The following is a 14,987-nucleotide window of genomic DNA, read 5'->3' on the forward strand; positions in this document are numbered from 1 at the left end:
GCACGCCGAAGATGTGCCACGCCCGACCGTCGGGGGAGCATCCTTGATGCTTCTCCGACGGTCGCCCCCCCTGCCCTCGCCGTTCACGCAACAGAAAATTCGTTGGATCCCGGCGGCAAATCCGTTACCTGTGCCAGCCGGACAGAGAACCTGTGCGCCCAGCACGACCCGGACAGCCAAGGGGGGCAATCATGACGCCAAACGAGGTCGAACAGCTTTTTACCCGTTCCGACGAAAGCTACAGTTTCGCGCGCTGGTCGCGGCCGATCGTTCCCATCGTCTTCGGTGTTGACGATGCCACCCTATCGACCGTCAAGGGCGCCTGCGAAGCCGTTGTCACGCTGGCCGGCCACAAGATGGCCGAAACGGACCCGGAGATGGGTGCCAACCTGATGATCTTTTTCTTCCGGGAATGGGAAGAGCTTCTGCAGGTCCCCGACCTCGACCGCCTCGTGCCCGAACTGGGGCCCCTTGTTGAGCGGCTGGTCGCGGCGAAGGCCAACCAGTACCGCATGTTCCGCTTCGAAAAGAATGGCGCCATCCGGGCCTGTTTTCTGTTTCTGCGGATGGAGTCCGAACTCTCGGAACTGCCCGCCGAGGATCTCGCCCTGTCGCAGATGGCCCAATCCCTCCTTCTCTGGTCCGACCGTGCCTTCACCGAACGCTCCCCGCTCGCGCTCACACCTGAGGGCCATGTCGTCCTGCATCCCGAAATTGCCGGCGTGATCCGCGCCGCCTATGATCCCGTCATGCCCGAGGCCGCCAATGACGCGAGCCACGCACTCCGACTGGCCGCACGGCTCGGCGCAACTGGCTGACGGGCGCCAGCCACGGAATCTCACGAAAAACGGCTGCGCGGCCTTTTCGGACTTGTCGGTACTGCCTTGAATTGCAGGGACTGTCCGGACAGGATCCAGCTGCACGGACTTGCCGCGCGGCCGTGTCCAAACTAGCACCCTTCTGACAAGAACCGGATCAGCAGAATGCCCCATCTTCACCAGTTACGCGTCTACTACGAAGACACTGATATGGCGGGGATTGTCTACTATGCCAATTACCTGAAATTCATCGAGCGCGGCCGATCGGAATGGGTGCGCGAGATCGGGGTCGACCAGAATGCACTCAAGGAGCAGCACGGTCTCGTCTTTGCCGTGCGTCGCGTGGAGGCCGATTACCTGTCGCCGGGGCGCATGGACGACATTCTGATCGTCGAAACCCGGCTATCGGAGATCGGCGGCGCCCGTTTCGTAATGGATCAGAAGGTGCTGTGCGACAGCAGGGTTCTGTTTACCGCGCGGGTCACCGTTGCGGTCATGAACCTTGAGGGCAGACCGCAACGCCTGCCCGCGGATATCCGCGCGCTCATGACATCGGCGGAAAAAGACTAGCCAGGAAACGGCGCTAAGTTCGGGACGATGGGCTTTGGAATGGGACCCGGCCCAGTTGGGGTGTTGTTAGAAAAACACGCCCGAACCTACTTCTGAATTTCGCGGCTGGCGAGAAGAGGCCTAGCTGCCGATAAGATGCCTAAGCCTGTCCCAATGGCTGGGTGGAACATCCCCTTTCACCCTCGCCCCGCGCATCTGCTGCGCGGGGCGAAACTTTTCCCACCAACCGCGCTAACTCCCTATCGGAACATCAACGAAGTGTTTCAGGCAAAACGCCTCCTCGCCTTTCCGCCCGCGTGAACGATCCTGCGGATCGTGCCTATGGCGGAGGTGTTTTCGGGAAAGATGAAGGTCGAGCGCGAAATCCATCATCTCTCAACAAATATCCTTGGGGGAACGACCGCAAGAGCGTGCGGGCAAGCCGCCCTCGAAGATTGAAATCCGGTCTAATGAGGTCTGGATTGCGCCAACGAAAAAGCCCCGCGTTGTAAAACGCGGGGCTCTTGATCGATGGCTTGGACAGCGTGGATTACTCCATCGCCTCCAGCAGGTGCACGAGGTCGGCGACGAATTTCTCCGCAACGTCCTTGCTTTCACCCTGCGCCTCTCCGGCACGTTTGCGGGCCTCTTCGAGAAAGCCCTCCAGAGCCGCCCGAGCCGTGCCCTGTCCGTCTCCGACAGTGGCAAATTCGGCGAGAACCGACGCCGAATCGGCGTTGATCTCGGCGAAACCGCCGGTCACCGCATATTGAGTGACGGTTCCGTCGACCCCGGTTGCCTTCAGCAAGCCGGGGCGCAGCGTGACGATGACCGGCGCGTGGTCGGGCATCGCCGTCATGTCGCCTTCGGCGGCCGGGATCTGGACCTGGGTGGCCTCAAGCGACGCGAGCCGCTTTTCCGGGCTTACCAGATCGAACTGCATCGTGTTGGCCATAAGCCCTCCTTATGCGGCGTCCGCCGCCATGCGCTCGGCCTTGGCAACCGCTTCCTCGATATCGCCGACCATGTAGAAGGCGGCTTCGGGCAGGTGGTCGTACTCGCCGGCGACAACCGCCTTGAAGGAGGCGATGGTCTTTTCGAGCGGCACCTGCACGCCCGGGAAACCGGTGAAGACCTGGGCCACGTCGAAGGGCTGCGACAGGAATCGCTGGATCTTCCGGGCGCGGGCCACGACTAGTTTGTCCTCTTCCGAGAGCTCGTCCATGCCGAGAATGGCGATGATGTCCTGCAGCGACTTGTAGCGCTGGAGGATCCCTTGCACGTCACGGGCAACCTTGTAGTGCTCGTCGCCCAGAACCGCCGGGTCCATCAGACGCGAGGTGGAGTCGAGCGGGTCCACGGCCGGGTAGATGCCGAGCTCGGAGATCGCGCGCGACAGAACGGTCGTGGCGTCGAGGTGGGCGAACGACGTGGCCGGCGCGGGGTCGGTCAGGTCGTCCGCGGGCACGTAGATGGCCTGCACGGAGGTGATCGAGCCACCCTTGGTCGAGGTGATCCGCTCCTGCAGCGCGCCCATGTCGGTCGCCAGCGTCGGCTGGTAACCCACGGCGGAGGGGATACGGCCCAGAAGCGCCGAACACTCAGAGCCGGCCTGGGTGAAGCGGAAGATGTTGTCCACGAAGAACAGAACGTCGGTGCCGGACTGGTCGCGGAACTGCTCGGCCAGGGTCAGGCCGGACAGCGCAACGCGCATACGGGCTCCCGGCGGCTCGTTCATCTGGCCGTAGACCAGCGCCACCTTGGAATCCTCAAGATTGTCGGGCGTGATAACGCCGGATTCGATCATCTCGTGGTAGAGGTCGTTGCCTTCACGGGTCCGCTCGCCAACACCGGCGAACACGGAGAAGCCCGAGTGCACTTTTGCGATGTTGTTGATCAGTTCCATGATGAGAACCGTCTTGCCCACGCCGGCGCCGCCGAACAGGCCGATCTTGCCGCCCTTGGCGTAGGGCGCCAGCAGGTCGACGACCTTGATGCCGGTCACGAGGACTTCGGATTCGGTCGACTGGTCGGCGAATTCCGGAGCCGGCTGGTGGATGGCGCGATACTCGGTCGCCTCGACCGGGCCGCCTTCGTCCACGGGTTCGCCGACGACGTTCAGGATCCGGCCGAGGGTCGCGTTCCCCACGGGCACGGTGATCGGGCCGCCCATGTCCTTAACCTCGGCGCCGCGAACGAGACCTTCGGTCGCGTCCATGGCGATGGTGCGCACGGTGTGCTCGCCGAGGTGCTGGGCAACCTCCAGAACGAGTCGCTTGCCGTTGTTGCTGGTTTCAAGGGCGTTCAGGATCTCGGGCAGATCGCCGTCAAAGTGGACATCGACGACGGCGCCGATGACCTGGGTCACTTTGCCAATGCTAGCCATGTGCTATGTGTCTCCAGTTTCTCAGAGCGCCTCGGCGCCCGAAATGATTTCGATAAGCTCGTTGGTGATGACGGCCTGACGCGAGCGGTTGAACTCGATCGTCAGCTTGTCGATCATCTCGCCGGCATTGCGCGTGGCGTTGTCCATCGCGGACATCCGCGCGCCCTCTTCCGAGGCGGCGTTTTCCAGCAGGGCAGTAAAGATCTGGGTCGACACGCCGCGGGGCAGCAGGTCGGCCAGGACACCCTCTTCGCTGGGCTCATAATCGTAGAGCGCGCCCGCCTCTGCACCCTCTTCGGGTGCCTCGAACGTGGCGGGGATGATCTGCTTGACCGTCGGCTCCTGAGAGATCACCGAGATGAACTTGTTGTAGAAGATCGTGCAGACGTCGAACTCGCCGGCGTCGAAACGGTCCATGAGGTCCTTGGCGATAGCCGAGGCATTCCCGTAACCGACCTTCTTAACTTCGCTCATGTCGACGTGATCGACAAAGAGGCTCCTGTAATCACGCTTGAGCTGCTCACGGCCCTTCTTGCCGACGGTGAGGATCTTCACCGTCTTGCCGGCGGCCTTGAGCTCTTCGATCTTCAGCCGTGCGGCCTTGACGATCGTGGAGTTGAAACCGCCGCAGAGCCCGCGCTCCGAGGTCATCACGACCAGCATGTGAACCTGGTCGCTGCCCGTCCCGGCAATAAGCCGGGGCGCGCCGTCGCTGCCGCCAACGGAGGCGGCGAGGCCGGACATGACGGCCTCCATGCGCTCGGCGTAAGGCCGGGCGCTCTCGGCCGCATCCTGGGCCCGCCGCAGTTTCGCGGCGGCCACCATCTGCATGGCCTTGGTGATCTTTCGCGTCGACTTGACGCTATCGATCCGGTTTTTGAGGTCCTTAAGGCTGGGCATCTACCATTCCTCGCTTACGCGAAGCCCTTGGCGTACTCTTCCACCACGGCCTTGATGCGGTCGGACGCCTCGCCCTTGATCTTCGGATCCTCTTTGGTGATCCACTCGAGCAGGTCGGCATGCTTCGAACGGACGAAGTTCAGCAGACCGGCTTCGAAGCGGCCAACATCGGCGACGGCGATCTTGTCGAGGTAGCCATTCACGCCGGCATAGATGACCAGGACGATTTCCGCGTTGGTCAGCGGCGAGTACTGCGGCTGCTTCATCAGCTCGGTCAGGCGCGCACCACGGTTCAGCAGCTGCTGGGTGGAGGCGTCAAGATCGGAGCCGAACTGGGCGAAGGCGGCCATCTCGCGGTACTGCGCGAGTTCCAGCTTCACCGGGCCGGCGACCGACTTCATCGCGTTGGTCTGGGCCGAGGAGCCCACGCGCGACACCGACAGACCGGTGTTCACGGCCGGGCGGATGCCCTGGTAGAACAGCTCGGTTTCGAGGAAGATCTGGCCATCGGTGATCGAGATCACGTTGGTCGGAATAAAGGCCGACACGTCACCGCCCTGGGTTTCGATGATCGGCAAAGCGGTCAGCGAGCCAGCACCATTATCCTCGTTCAGCTTGGCCGAACGCTCCAGCAGGCGGGAGTGCAGGTAGAAAACGTCGCCCGGGTAGGCTTCACGCCCCGGCGGGCGGCGCAGCAGCAGCGACATCTGGCGATAGGAGACGGCCTGCTTGGACAGGTCATCATAGATGATCAGCGCGTGGCGGCCGTTGTCGCGGTAATACTCGGCCATCGCGGTGGCGGAGTAAGGTGCGAGGAACTGCATCGGCGCCGGGTCGGAAGCGGTCGCGGCCACGATGGTGGTGTATTCGATGGCGCCCGTCTCTTCGAGCTTCTTCACCAGCTGGGCAACGGTCGAACGCTTCTGACCAACAGCCACGTAGATGCAGTAGAGCTTCTTGGACTCGTCATCGCCAGCGGCGTCGTTATAAGCCTTCTGGTTCAGGATGGTGTCGAGCGCCACGGCGGTCTTGCCGGTCTGACGGTCACCAATGATGAGTTCCCGCTGGCCACGGCCGATCGGGATCATGGCGTCCACGGATTTGAGGCCGGTCGCCATCGGCTCGTGCACCGATTTACGCGGAATGATGCCGGGAGCCTTCACGTCGGCAACGCGACGCTCGGCGGCCTCGATCGGGCCTTTGCCGTCGATCGGTGCGCCAAGACCATCGACCACGCGGCCGAGCAGGTTGTCGCCGACCGGAACGTCCACGATGGCCTTGGTCCGCTTGACGGTGTCGCCTTCTTTGATGTCGCGGTCCGAACCGAAGATAACAATACCGACATTGTCGACTTCGAGGTTCAGCGCCATGCCCCGGATACCGCCCGGAAATTCGACCATCTCGCCGGCCTGAATGTTGTCCAGACCATGCACGCGGGCAATACCGTCACCAACCGACAGCACCTGACCGACTTCGGCGACTTCGGCTTCCTGTCCGAAATTCTTGATCTGGTCCTTGAGGATCGCGGAGATTTCCGCAGCTTGCAATGCCATTACCCGACCTCTTTCATAGCGTTCTGGAGAGAAGCGAGCTTCGCACGGACCGACGTGTCGATCATCTTCGAGCCCACCTTAACAATAAGACCGCCAATGAGGCTTTCATCGACGGTGGAATTCAGCTTGATGTCCTTGCCGAAGCGGGACTTCAGCATCTCGGCGACGGCGCTGGCCTGCGCTTCGTTCAGCGCGGTCGCGGAGGTCACCTCGGCGGTGACTTCGCCCTTCTCTTCAGCGATCATCGCGCGCAGCGCGGCCAGCAGTTGCGGCAGCACGAAAAGGCGGCGTTTGGACGCCATCAGCGCGAGCGTGTTCTTGGTGGTGCCGTCCAGGCCCATGGCCTCGGCAACGGCCGTAATCGCGGCCAACTGTTGGTCGCGGGAATAGATCGGGGAGCCGACCATCGCCCGCAGGTCTTCTGAGGCATCAACCGCGGCCGACAAGGCGTCGGTATCGGCTTCGAGGGCGGCTAGTTTGCCCTCGTCCTTGGCTAGTTCGAACACCGCGAGCGCGTAGCGTCCGGCGATGCTGGAGGAAATCGAAGCCGTTTCTGACACGTCCACCCCTCTGCTGTTGATGCATCCGGGCTGAAGCCCCCGGACACAAGTTGTTCCGGTGGAAACGACTGTTCCCCCCATAAGTCGAAAAGCGATGTAACAGACCCGTCTGCCCCCCGCAACTCTCTTGGAGCACGCAAGATCATTGCGCAAATCCACCCGACGAAAGGAACTTCCAACCGGAGTGCCCCCAAGTGAAGTTTGAAGCTGTCGTTAGCGCCCAAAGCAACCGTTTTCGGTGTGCAATTGCATACATTGGATGCCGCAATGCGGCATTGGCAGGGCCCGAAAAAATTCCGCGGCAAGTTGTCTCGAGAATCGCTGCCGCTGGGGCAACACCGATGATATGCACAAATTTTAGAACGTTTCTCAAAGAGCCGCGCCCCGCCAGACAGAATCACATTTCACGGCCCTTGCCGGAAGGTCAGGCCGGTTTCGGACCGGAGGGCGCGTTGACGGCGTCCAGAACCCTGAGCGGGTCGCGCACCATATCCTTCACCGGGGATCCACCGGGTGTCTGGACCAGCTTGGAGGCCTCGGTCAGGAAGACCCCGCCCGCAAGCGAACTGAAGACCTGTCGACCGAACCGTTCCAGCATGCCGGAGGAACGCAGCCAGAAGCGCTTTTCCGAGGGTGGACCGAACAGTGCCGTGACATGCCGCTCGGGCTGGAAAGCGTGCCGCAAGAGCTGGGTTTCGAGCTGACCGGTGGAATAAGGCCGGCCGTAGCCGAACGGTGTTGCGTCCCGCCGCGCCCAGAGGCCGGAGCGGTTGGGCACCACGAAAAGCACCCGCCCGCCGGGACCAAGAACACGATGGCATTCCTGCAGTACCTCGGAGGCGTGCTCGGACGTGTCGAGCCCGTGCATGAGAACGAGTCGGTCGACGCTGCCCGTTTCAAGCGGCCAGAGCATTTCCTCGCACAGCACCGAGACATTCGGCTGCCCCGCCGGCCAGGGCATGACCCCCTGCTGGCCCGGCATGAGGGCAATGACCCGGCGCGCGGAGCCGAGATAGGGGCGCAGCAAGGGAACCGCGAAACCAAACCCGGCGACCGTCCGGCCTCGCGTTTCTTCAGGCGGCCAGAAACCAACCACCTGATCACGGATAGCCCGCTGGGCAACGCGGCCCAGTTTCGTCTTGTAGTAGAAATTTCTCAGGTCCAGCACATCGAGATGCATTGCGCCCGGACTGCTCCCTTGTAACGTTGTGGGCACCATACCGGGTCCCGAGGAAAAGGAAACGTCATGTCGCTGGAAATCGCCACGATACCGTGCCGGACCGACAATTATGCCTACCTGCTGCACGATGCCGAGAGCGGCGCGACGGCCGTGGTGGACGTGCCAGATGCGGGCCCGATCCGGTCCGCGCTGGCGGACCGTGGCTGGAACCTGTCCGATATCCTCATCACCCATCACCACTACGACCACATCGACGGCGTGGAGGAGCTTCGCGCCGAATTCGACGCGCGCGTGGTGGGCGCCGCGGCGGATGCGCATCGCCTTCCCCCGCTCGACCTGGCGGTCGCGGAGGGTGACATTGTCAATGTCGGGTGCGTCAGCGGAAAGGTTCTGGACGTTTCGGGCCACACGATGGGCCATATCGCCTTCTGCTTCCCGGGCGCGGCCTTTACCGCCGACAGCCTTATGGCGCTTGGATGCGGGCGCCTGTTCGAGGGCGATGCGCCCACGATGTGGGCCTCGCTGAGCAAGCTCGCGGCGTTGCCGCCGGAAACGCTGATTTATTCTGGCCATGAATACACGGCCGCGAATGGCGCCTTTGCCCTGACGGTCGATCCGGAGAATACCGCGCTCGCCGCTCGCGTCGAGGCTGTGGCCCGTGCCCGTGCGGCCGGCGAGCCGACCGTTCCATCGCTGCTCTCGCTGGAACTCGCCACCAACCCGTTCCTTCGGGCGGTGGCGCCGGAGGTCAAGCAAGGGCTGGGAATGGCGGGGGCGTCGGATGTCGATACATTCGCGGAAATCCGCAGGCGAAAGGACTCATTCTAACCGTGAAAGGCCTTCGGAACAGGCACGAACCGACCCAGGGCGTTCGACTGCTGCCCGAAGAACGTGCATGCTTTTGGGCCCGTCGCTTTTCCGCAAGGGCGGGGGCGAGCCGTCGAGCTAAGCTCGCACGGCGGTGGCGCCGTTTCGCGGGGCAGCGCTTCGCTTGGGGAGTGACGGGCCGAATCCAAACGCGTTTCCAGATTGTTAGGCGCGAAGGCTTCACATTCGCACAAAAAGAGAGCCAATTGACCGTCAGACCCGAACCGTGAGTGCCCAGGGCCCGCACCCGAAACGAAATGCTCAGGATCGCCAACCGCCTCTTTCGATCACTTTTTGTGCATCCGCGGAACACAGTGGCGCCTCCAATGAAAAAAACACTTGAAGCCGCCGCAATGCCCACCAAACTTTAAGACAAACGGGCCACTCTCGCCGTCGGGCTCTCCCGACGCAGGCCCCGCAGGAAAAGGAGCACGAACTGTGCCATCGTTTTCGAACACACTCGAGCAGGCAATTCACGCTGCCCTGGGCTTTGCCAATGCCCGCCGCCACGAACTTGCCACCCTGGAACATCTGCTGCTGGCGCTGATCGACGAACCCGATGCAGCCAAGGTCATGCAGGCCTGCGATGTGGACCTTGAAGAGCTGCGCGGCAAGCTGACGGAGTTCATCGAGGAAGACCTGTCGACGCTCGTCACCGAGGTTGAGGGCTCCGAAGCCGTGCCGACGGCGGCTTTCCAGCGGGTTATTCAGCGGGCGGCTATTCACGTTCAATCCTCGGGTCGGACCGAGGTTACCGGCGCGAATGTGCTGGTCGCCATCTTCGCCGAGCGCGAATCGAACGCGGCCTATTTCCTGCAGGAGCAGGACATGACCCGTTACGACGCCGTGAATTTCATCGCTCATGGCGTGGCCAAGAATCCGGGCTTCGGCGAGAGCCGTCCGGTGACCGGCGCAGACATGGAAGAAGAGGCCAGCCAGCATGATACCTCCAGCCCCGATGGCGGCGACGGCAAGGAGTCGGCGCTGTCGAAATATTGCGTCGATCTGAACGCCAAGGCCGAGAAAGGCGATGTGGACCCGCTGATCGGCCGCGAATACGAGGTCGAGCGCTGCATCCAGGTGCTCTGCCGCCGCCGCAAGAACAACCCGCTGTTGGTGGGTGATCCGGGCGTGGGCAAGACCGCGATTGCCGAGGGGCTCGCGCGCAAGATCGTTGCCGGCGAGACGCCGGAAGTGCTTTCGGGCGCGACGATCTTCTCGCTCGACATGGGCGCGCTTCTGGCCGGCACCCGCTATCGCGGCGATTTCGAGGAGCGCCTCAAGGCCGTGGTCACCGAATTGGAAGATCACCCCGATGCCGTGCTCTTCATCGACGAGATCCATACCGTGATCGGCGCGGGCGCCACCTCTGGCGGCGCGATGGATGCCTCCAACCTGCTGAAGCCCGCGCTTCAGGGCGGCAAGCTTCGCTGCATGGGCTCCACCACCTACAAGGAGTACCGCCAGCACTTCGAAAAAGACCGCGCGCTTTCCCGTCGTTTCCAGAAGATCGACGTGAACGAGCCCTCCGTGGCCGACAGCATCAAGATCCTGAAGGGCCTGAAGCCCTATTTCGAGGAACACCACGATATCAAGTACACCGCCGATGCGATTAAGACCGCGGTGGAGCTGTCCGCGCGCTACATGAATGACCGCAAACTGCCAGACAAGGCGATCGACGTGATCGACGAGGCGGGCGCGGCCCAGCATCTGGTGGCAGAGAGCAAGCGGCGCAAGACAATCGGCACCAAGGAGATCGAGGCGGTGATTGCCAAGATCGCTCGGATTCCGGCCAAAAACGTCTCCAAGGACGATGCCGCTGTGCTTCGGGATCTCGAAACCACGCTCAAGCGGGTTGTCTTTGGGCAGAACAGCGCCATCGAAGCGCTCTCGGCGGCGATCAAGCTGGCCCGCGCCGGCCTGCGCGAGCCCGAGAAGCCCATCGGCAACTACCTCTTTGCGGGCCCGACCGGCGTCGGCAAAACCGAGGTTGCCAAGCAGTTGGCCGATACGTTGGGCGTCGAACTCCTGCGTTTCGACATGTCGGAATACATGGAGAAACACGCGGTCTCCCGCCTGATCGGCGCGCCTCCGGGTTATGTCGGCTTCGACCAGGGTGGTCTGCTGACCGACGGCGTGGACCAGCATCCGCATTGCGTGTTGCTGCTCGACGAGATCGAGAAGGCGCATCCGGACGTGTTCAACATCCTGCTGCAAGTGATGGATCACGGCACGTTGACGGACCATAACGGTCGTTCGGTCGATTTCCGAAACGTGATCCTGATCATGACCTCGAACGCGGGTGCCGCAGACATGGCCAAGGCCGCGATCGGCTTCGGGCGCGACAAGCGCGAGGGCGAGGATACGGCCGCCATCGAGCGCACCTTCACGCCGGAATTCCGTAACCGCCTGGACGCGGTGGTCAGCTTCGCGCCGCTGGGCAAGGAGGTGATCCTGCAAGTGGTCGAGAAGTTCGTCCTCCAGCTCGAGGCACAGCTGATGGATCGCAATGTGACCATCGAACTGACCACCCCGGCCGCGGAATGGCTGGCCGAGAAGGGGTACGACGACAAGATGGGCGCCCGCCCGCTCGGCCGGGTCATCCAGGAGTACATCAAGAAGCCGCTGGCGGAGGAACTGCTCTTCGGCAAGCTCACCAAGGGCGGCATCGTCAAGGTCTCGGTCGAGGATGGCGAACTGAAGCTTCAGGTCGAGGAGCCTAGCAAGCCGCAGCTTTCCTCGCGCAAGCCGCCGCTCCTGACAGCGGATTGATGGTAGGAAACCGAAGATGGGGACCAGGGCGCCTGCGGGCGCCCTTTCTCTGTCTTCTTGCCATTCCCGCGCTGGCAGACGCCCCTGCGACACCGCCCCCAGCCCTGCTCTTTCCGGTCGACTGCTCCGAGACGACCTGCCGGATCACGCGTTACGTCGATCGCGATCCAGGCCCGGGCGCAATCGATCATGCCTGTGGCACGCTCACCGGCGATGCGCATAAGGGAACCGATATCGCCGTCGCGCCGGGCATGGCCTTTGGCGACGGGATCGCCGTGCGTGCGGCTGCCGCGGGCCGTGTGCGGGGAATTCGGGACAACATGCCCGATATCGAGGTGGAGAATCCCAACGCGCCCGATGTCTCGGCGCGGGAATGCGGAAACGGGATCGTTATCACCCATCAAGACGGCTGGGTGTCGCAATACTGCCATTTGCGGCGCGGCAGTGTCCTGGTGCGGAAAGGAGAAACGGTCGAAGCCGGCGCCCTGATCGGGCAGATAGGCATGAGCGGCAAGGCCAGTGCCCCGCACCTGCATTTCTCCCTTCGCCACGGCAAGCAGGTCATCGACCCGTTCCGCGCCGATGCAGGCACGGATTGTGGTACGACTCCCGCGCTTTCCGCTTGGCAGGCGGACGACTTTCCTGCCTACCAGCCCGGCGGCCTGATACAGATCGGCCTGCTCGACAGGCTTCCCGATTTTACGGAGATCCTCTCGGGGCTTCCCGGCAACGCCCTGCCAGAAACCGCGCCCGAGGCGATCGTGCTCTGGGGGCTTTTCTTTGGCGGACGGGCTGGCGACCGGATGATCCTGACACTCAGCAGCGAAGCGGGACCGGAGAACAGCCGAAGCTTCCCGCTCGAAAAAGACCAGCCGTTGTTTTTCCGCGCATACGGGTTGAACGCGCCAAAAGGCGGGTTTCACCCCGGTGCCTACCAGGCACATGTCGCGCACTGGCGCGACAGGCGGCTGCTTGATGAGCGCGGGTTCCAGTTCGCGCTTCCCTGAAGCTCAGCGCTCCGTCAGCTTCATCTCGATCCGACGATTGCGCGCTCGCGCCTCGTCCGTGTCCTCCGTCGACACCGGCTGGAACTCGCCGAAGCCGTTTGCGGCAAGCCTGCTTGGCGCGAAGCCCAGCTCTTCGGTCATGTGGCGGACAACCGCCAGTGCACGGGCCTGGCTCAACTCCCAGTTGTCCCGGAACTCGCCGAAGCCGGACAGCGGTTGGTCATCCGTATGCCCGTCGACGCGGATCACCCAGTCGATTTCCTTCGGGATTTCGCCCGAGACTTCGGACAGGATCGCCGCGACGCGCGATATCTGCTCGCGCCCTTGCTCGGAGATATCGGCCGAGCCCGGCTCGAACAGCACCTCGGAGGAAAAGACGAAGCGATCGCCCTCGATCCGCACCCCTTCGCGACCGCCGAGGACATCCCGCATACGCCCGAAGAATTCGGAGCGGTAATTCTTGAGCTCCCGCGCCTCGGCTTCCAGCCGCTGCTTCTCTTTCTCGAGCCGGATCCGCTCGGCCTCTTCCAAGCGGGCACGTTCGGCCTCGGCCTCGGCGCGCTGTGCTTCGGCCCGCGCGCGCGCCTTTTCCTCGGAGGCGACCTGCGCCAGCGCGGTATTGAGGCGCGTGCCCAGCGACTGGATCTCCACCCGCGAATCCGCGTCTCGGGCCTCGGAAGCGTCCAGAAGCTGCTGGAGCGACGAAAGCTGGCTGCGCAGCGAGGAGATGTTTTCGTTGAGCAGCGCCATCCGCCGCTGGCTCTCGGCGGATTCGGCCTGTTTCTGCTCCAACTCTCGCTGCGCCGCCGACAGGAGCGCCGCGCGTTGTTCCGCCGCGCTCATTTGTTCCGAGGTCGCCTGCTCCGCCGCCAGCTTGGCCGCGAGCGCCGCGGCGAGTTGTTTGCGAACACTTTCGACGTCGCCCGTGGCCGCGCGCAGGCTCTCGTTCTCGGCCTGTTGACGGGAAAGCGCGCTGCGCAGCTCTGCAATATCGTTCGAGAGCGTCTCGATGATCCGCTGTGCCTCGGCGAGTTGCCGGGCTGTTCCCAGCCCTTCATCCGCCGCCGCGTCGCGCTCGGCTGTCAGGCGGGCAACCGTCGCCCGCTCCGCGTCGAGTTCCGCCGTCAGCGTCTCGGCACGGGCCTGCGCCTCGGCCAAGGCGGCGGCCCCGGCAGCGCCACCTTCCTCGGCGCGTTGCAATTCGGCCGCCAGCGCATCTCCGCGGTTCCTGAGCCCCACCACTTCCGCCGTCAGGCGGGCAACCTCGTCCTGGGCCTGCCCAAGCGCCATCGCCCCGGCGGACTGTCCGCTGCGTGCATCTTCCAGCGCAGCGGCGAGCCGGGCACGCTCCACCTCGGCGGCGGCAAGCGCTTGCTTCATGCGTTCGGCCTCTGCCTCCGCTTCGGCCAAGGCCGCGGAATTGGCCTGCCGGGCCTCGCTTTCTGACTGCAACTGCTCCGACAAGCTCAAACGCGCCACCAGTGCGGCGGCCAGTTTCTCGTCCAGCTCAGCTTCGGCCGATTGCGCCGCGGCAAGCATCGTGAGCGTCTCTTCGGCCTTGCGCCGTTGTTCCTCAAGGGCGAGCGTCATTGCCGTCAGCTCGTCCTCGGCGCCCTTGAGCCGTTCGCGCAGATTGGCCGCCGCCGCCGCTTCCGCCAGCCGCGCGGCCTCTTCCTCGCTCAGGCGTTCCTGAAGACCCTCGGCCTCGGCCAGCTTCGCGGCCAGCTCGGCATCCGTCTCGGCATTCTGCGAGCGCAGGTCGGCCACCAAGGCTTCGAGCGCCTCGCGGCGGGCCGCGGCGAGCCGGGCCTCCTCTTGCTGCTGGTCCATCTCGCTGCGCGCTGAAGCGAGCGCCGTTTCCAGAGCGCTGCGCTCGTCGTTCAGGGCATCGCGCGCCCCGGTCAGCGCATCGCGTTCAGCTTCGAGCTGGCTGCGCTGCCCTTCCAGCGAGGCAACGTTCTCGCGCGCCCGGTCGCGTTCCAGAAGGAGCGCGGCCACCTGGGCTTCGAAATCCGAGATCTGCCCGGCCGCGTTGGCCAATGCGACTTCCTGCTGGCCAACCTGTGCGGTGAGGGCCGCGATCAGCGCGGCCTGCTGGTCGGCCTCGTCGCGTGCCGCGGCCAGCGTCGAGCCGAGAGAGCCGACCTGTTGTTCCAGGTCCGTGGTCTTTCTGCGCTCCATGCCGAGCGCTTCGGCCAGTTGTGAAATTTCGCCGTGCAGGATGTCGAGCTCGCTTTCCTGCCCGGTGATCGTCTCGCGCAGCATGAACTGGACGATCATGAAGATCGACAGCACGAACATCAGCACCAGCAGGAGCGCCGTCATCGCATCGACGAAACCGGGCCAGATCGAGGCCGAGAACCGGTCGCTGCTCCGGCGGCGCGACAGGGCCATG

At 63.7% G+C, this 14,987-nt stretch carries 12 protein-coding genes; 5 read left to right on the top strand and 7 right to left on the bottom strand.

Annotated features, from left to right (window positions below):
• Positions 1 to 191: 191 nt before the first annotated feature.
• Entirely contained in the window at positions 192 to 818 is a 627-nt protein-coding gene (locus tag BLR85_RS06180; protein ID WP_093151739.1) for a hypothetical protein, read from the top strand.
• A gap of 165 nt (positions 819 to 983) precedes the next feature.
• Complete coding sequence (gene ybgC, locus BLR85_RS06185) at positions 984 to 1,388, top strand: tol-pal system-associated acyl-CoA thioesterase (RefSeq protein ID WP_093151743.1); 405 nt, start codon at positions 984 to 986, stop codon at positions 1,386 to 1,388.
• Between the two features lie 529 nt (positions 1,389 to 1,917).
• Here the strand turns inward: ybgC and BLR85_RS06190 are convergent.
• From BLR85_RS06190 to BLR85_RS06215, 6 genes are all read right to left on the bottom strand, one after another.
• Positions 1,918 to 2,322: a F0F1 ATP synthase subunit epsilon gene (locus BLR85_RS06190; RefSeq protein WP_068313310.1), complete on the bottom strand. Its 405-nt coding sequence runs from the start codon at positions 2,320 to 2,322 to the stop codon at positions 1,918 to 1,920.
• Positions 2,323 to 2,331: 9 nt separating this feature from the next.
• Positions 2,332 to 3,753: a F0F1 ATP synthase subunit beta gene (atpD, locus tag BLR85_RS06195; RefSeq protein ID WP_093151748.1), complete on the bottom strand. Its 1,422-nt coding sequence runs from the start codon at positions 3,751 to 3,753 to the stop codon at positions 2,332 to 2,334.
• A 21-nt stretch (positions 3,754 to 3,774) separates the two neighbouring features.
• Positions 3,775 to 4,653: a F0F1 ATP synthase subunit gamma gene (locus BLR85_RS06200; protein ID WP_093151753.1), complete on the bottom strand. Its 879-nt coding sequence runs from the start codon at positions 4,651 to 4,653 to the stop codon at positions 3,775 to 3,777.
• Positions 4,654 to 4,667: 14 nt separating this feature from the next.
• Positions 4,668 to 6,206, bottom strand: a complete 1,539-nt coding sequence (gene atpA / locus BLR85_RS06205) for a F0F1 ATP synthase subunit alpha (protein ID WP_093151758.1) — start codon at positions 6,204 to 6,206, stop codon at positions 4,668 to 4,670.
• A complete protein-coding gene (locus BLR85_RS06210) occupies positions 6,206 to 6,766 on the bottom strand; it encodes a F0F1 ATP synthase subunit delta (RefSeq protein WP_093151972.1) in 561 nt (186 codons plus the stop codon). The genes atpA and BLR85_RS06210 overlap by 1 nt, the downstream gene beginning before the upstream one ends.
• 424 nt (positions 6,767 to 7,190) lie before the next feature.
• Positions 7,191 to 7,946: a methyltransferase domain-containing protein gene (locus tag BLR85_RS06215; RefSeq protein ID WP_093151762.1), complete on the bottom strand. Its 756-nt coding sequence runs from the start codon at positions 7,944 to 7,946 to the stop codon at positions 7,191 to 7,193.
• 66 nt (positions 7,947 to 8,012) lie between these two features.
• Here BLR85_RS06215 and gloB point away from each other — a divergent pair, with 66 nt between their 5' ends.
• The 3 genes from gloB (at position 8,013) to BLR85_RS06230 (ending at position 12,592) form a co-directional block, all read left to right on the top strand.
• Positions 8,013 to 8,774 (top strand): hydroxyacylglutathione hydrolase, encoded by a 762-nt coding sequence (gloB, locus tag BLR85_RS06220; RefSeq protein WP_093151765.1) that lies wholly within the window; start codon positions 8,013 to 8,015, stop codon positions 8,772 to 8,774.
• A 477-nt stretch (positions 8,775 to 9,251) separates the two neighbouring features.
• Complete coding sequence (clpA, locus tag BLR85_RS06225; RefSeq protein ID WP_093151770.1) at positions 9,252 to 11,585, top strand: ATP-dependent Clp protease ATP-binding subunit ClpA; 2,334 nt, start codon at positions 9,252 to 9,254, stop codon at positions 11,583 to 11,585.
• The gene (locus tag BLR85_RS06230) at positions 11,585 to 12,592 is read left to right on the top strand and encodes a M23 family metallopeptidase (RefSeq protein ID WP_093151775.1); all 1,008 of its coding nucleotides are present in this window, start codon (positions 11,585 to 11,587) and stop codon (positions 12,590 to 12,592) included. Before clpA ends, BLR85_RS06230 begins: the two co-directional genes overlap by 1 nt.
• Positions 12,593 to 12,595: 3 nt before the next feature.
• On the opposite strand, the gene BLR85_RS06235 is transcribed toward BLR85_RS06230, so the two are convergent.
• On the bottom strand, positions 12,596 to 14,986 hold the full coding sequence (locus BLR85_RS06235; protein WP_093151779.1) for a peptidoglycan -binding protein: 2,391 nt from the start codon (positions 14,984 to 14,986) through the stop codon (positions 12,596 to 12,598).
• Position 14,987 lies beyond the last annotated feature (1 nt).

Origin of the sequence: Aliiruegeria lutimaris (genome assembly GCF_900099935.1) — a bacterium.
Lineage (GTDB): Bacteria > Pseudomonadota > Alphaproteobacteria > Rhodobacterales > Rhodobacteraceae > Tropicimonas > Tropicimonas lutimaris.

Bases quoted from the DNA above. Each gene is read 5' to 3' on its own strand.
- BLR85_RS06180 (WP_093151739.1), top strand. From the start codon at position 192: ATGACGCCAAACGAGGTCGAACAGCTTTTTACCCGTTCCGACGAAAGC.
- ybgC (WP_093151743.1), top strand. From the start codon at position 984: ATGCCCCATCTTCACCAGTTACGCGTCTACTACGAAGACACTGATATG.
- BLR85_RS06190 (WP_068313310.1), bottom strand. From the start codon at position 2,322: ATGGCCAACACGATGCAGTTCGATCTGGTAAGCCCGGAAAAGCGGCTC.
- atpD (WP_093151748.1), bottom strand. From the start codon at position 3,753: ATGGCTAGCATTGGCAAAGTGACCCAGGTCATCGGCGCCGTCGTCGAT.
- BLR85_RS06200 (WP_093151753.1), bottom strand. From the start codon at position 4,653: ATGCCCAGCCTTAAGGACCTCAAAAACCGGATCGATAGCGTCAAGTCG.
- atpA (WP_093151758.1), bottom strand. From the start codon at position 6,206: ATGGCATTGCAAGCTGCGGAAATCTCCGCGATCCTCAAGGACCAGATC.
- BLR85_RS06215 (WP_093151762.1), bottom strand. From the start codon at position 7,946: ATGCATCTCGATGTGCTGGACCTGAGAAATTTCTACTACAAGACGAAA.
- gloB (WP_093151765.1), top strand. From the start codon at position 8,013: ATGTCGCTGGAAATCGCCACGATACCGTGCCGGACCGACAATTATGCC.
- BLR85_RS06230 (WP_093151775.1), top strand. From the start codon at position 11,585: ATGGTAGGAAACCGAAGATGGGGACCAGGGCGCCTGCGGGCGCCCTTT.
- BLR85_RS06235 (WP_093151779.1), bottom strand. From the start codon at position 14,986: ATGGCCCTGTCGCGCCGCCGGAGCAGCGACCGGTTCTCGGCCTCGATC.